The organism is Sphingobium sp. ba1 (assembly GCF_000743655.1).
Taxonomy (GTDB): domain Bacteria; phylum Pseudomonadota; class Alphaproteobacteria; order Sphingomonadales; family Sphingomonadaceae; genus Sphingobium.
This window is the reverse complement of the sequence record NZ_JPPQ01000023.1, coordinates 59-1721: the sequence shown is the minus strand read 5'-3', so window position 1 is coordinate 1721 and position 1663 is coordinate 59. Positions and strand designations below refer to the sequence as shown.

Genomic DNA, 1663 nt, shown 5'->3' with positions numbered 1-1663 from the left:
GCTTTGGGCGAGGCGGGCGAGCCGCTCGCCGATGGCCGATGCCACCGCGCCGCCGACGCCCCGGTCGATCTCGTCGAAGATCAGCGTGTCCGCCCCGCCCTGCTCCGCCAGCGCGACCTTGAGCGCAAGGATGAAGCGGGAGAGTTCGCCGCCCGACGCGATCTTGGTCAGCGGGGCAAAAGGCGCGCCGGGGTTGGTCGAAATCTCGAACTCCACCCGGTCCATGCCCTGCCCGGTCCACTGCCCCTCGTCCAGCGGCGCGACCACGGTGCGGAAACGGGCGGCGTCGAGTTTCAAGGGCGCAAGCTCGCCTGCCACCGCTGCATCGAGGCGACCGGCGGCCAGTTGGCGTTCGCCCGACAGTGCCTGCGCCGCGGCGCGATAGGCGGCGGCCTTGGTCGCGACTTCCGTTTCCAGCGCCGCGATATGTTCCTCGCCGCCTTCGATCGCGGCCAGCTTTGCCGCCATTTCTTCGCATAGGGCGGCCAAGTCATCGGGCTGCACCTGATGTTTACGGGCAAGGCCGCGCAGGTCGAACAGGCGGGTTTCGATGCTGTCGAGCCGGGCCGGATCGAAGCTCAATGCTTCGGCGGCTTCGGCCAAGCGATCCTCGGCCTCGCCCGCTTCCACCACGGCGCGGTCGAGCGCTTCGAGGACGGCGGTCAGCAGCGGTTCCTCACCCGCGATCCGGTCCAGCCGCCGCGCGGCTTGGCGCAATTGCGCGAGGCCGCCATCGGAGCCGGTCAGGCACTCGCTGATGGTGGTGAGATCGTCGGTCAGGCGCGCGCCCTTCTGCATCGTCGCGCGTTCCTCGGCGAGCGTCGCTTCCTCGCCGGGTTCGGGCGCGAAGCTGCGCAGTTCTTCGACGGCGTGGGCGAGATAATCGCGGTCGCGCGCGGCAGTTTCGACCGTGGCGCGCGCTTCGGCGAGCGCGGCAGCGGCCTTGCGCCACGCGCCATGCGCCGTGCCGACCGCGCCGGTATCACAGCGGCCATAGGCGTCGAGCAAGGCGCGGTGGCCGCGCGCGTTGAGCAGGCCGCGATCGTCATGCTGGCCGTGAATTTCGACCAGCGAGCCGCCCAGTTCGCGCAGCAACGCGGCCGAGCAGGGCTGGTCGTTGACGAAAGCGCGACTGCCGCCGTCGGCCTTGACCATGCGGCGGATGATGAGCGGTTCGCCCGGCTCCATCTCCACGCCATTGTCGGCCAGCAGCGCGGCGGCGCGATGGTCGCCGGTCGGCGGATCGAAGGTCGCGATGACGCTGGCCTGCGCCTCGCCATTGCGGACGAGGCCGCTATCGGCGCGCGCGCCCAGCGTCAGCCCCAGCGAATCGAGCAGGATCGATTTGCCCGCGCCGGTTTCGCCGGTCAGCACGGAAAGCCCCGCGCCGAACTCCAGGTCCAGCGCTTCGATCAGCACGACATTGCGGATGGACAGGGCGGTTAGCAAATCAAAGGACTCTCCCCTCCCGCTTGCGGGAGGGGTTGGGGGTGGGCGCGTCGCGCAGCGGCGTATGGCAACGCCGGGGCCGGATGCTCGCTACGCTCGCAGCCCACCCCTAGCCCCTCCCGCAGGCGGGAGGGGGACAAGAAATGTTACGCCTTGCCGCCATGTTGCTGCATCAGCTTGTAGGAGCGTTCATACCATTCGGAGCCGGGATAGT

At 69.6% G+C, this 1663-nt stretch carries 1 protein-coding gene; it reads right to left on the bottom strand.

What is annotated here, in order from left to right; genetic code table 11:
• The coding region (locus tag IL54_RS02095; protein ID WP_037472737.1) for a DNA repair protein RecN at positions 1-1449 on the bottom strand (1449 nt) is incomplete at its 3' end.
• Positions 1450-1663 lie beyond the last annotated feature (214 nt).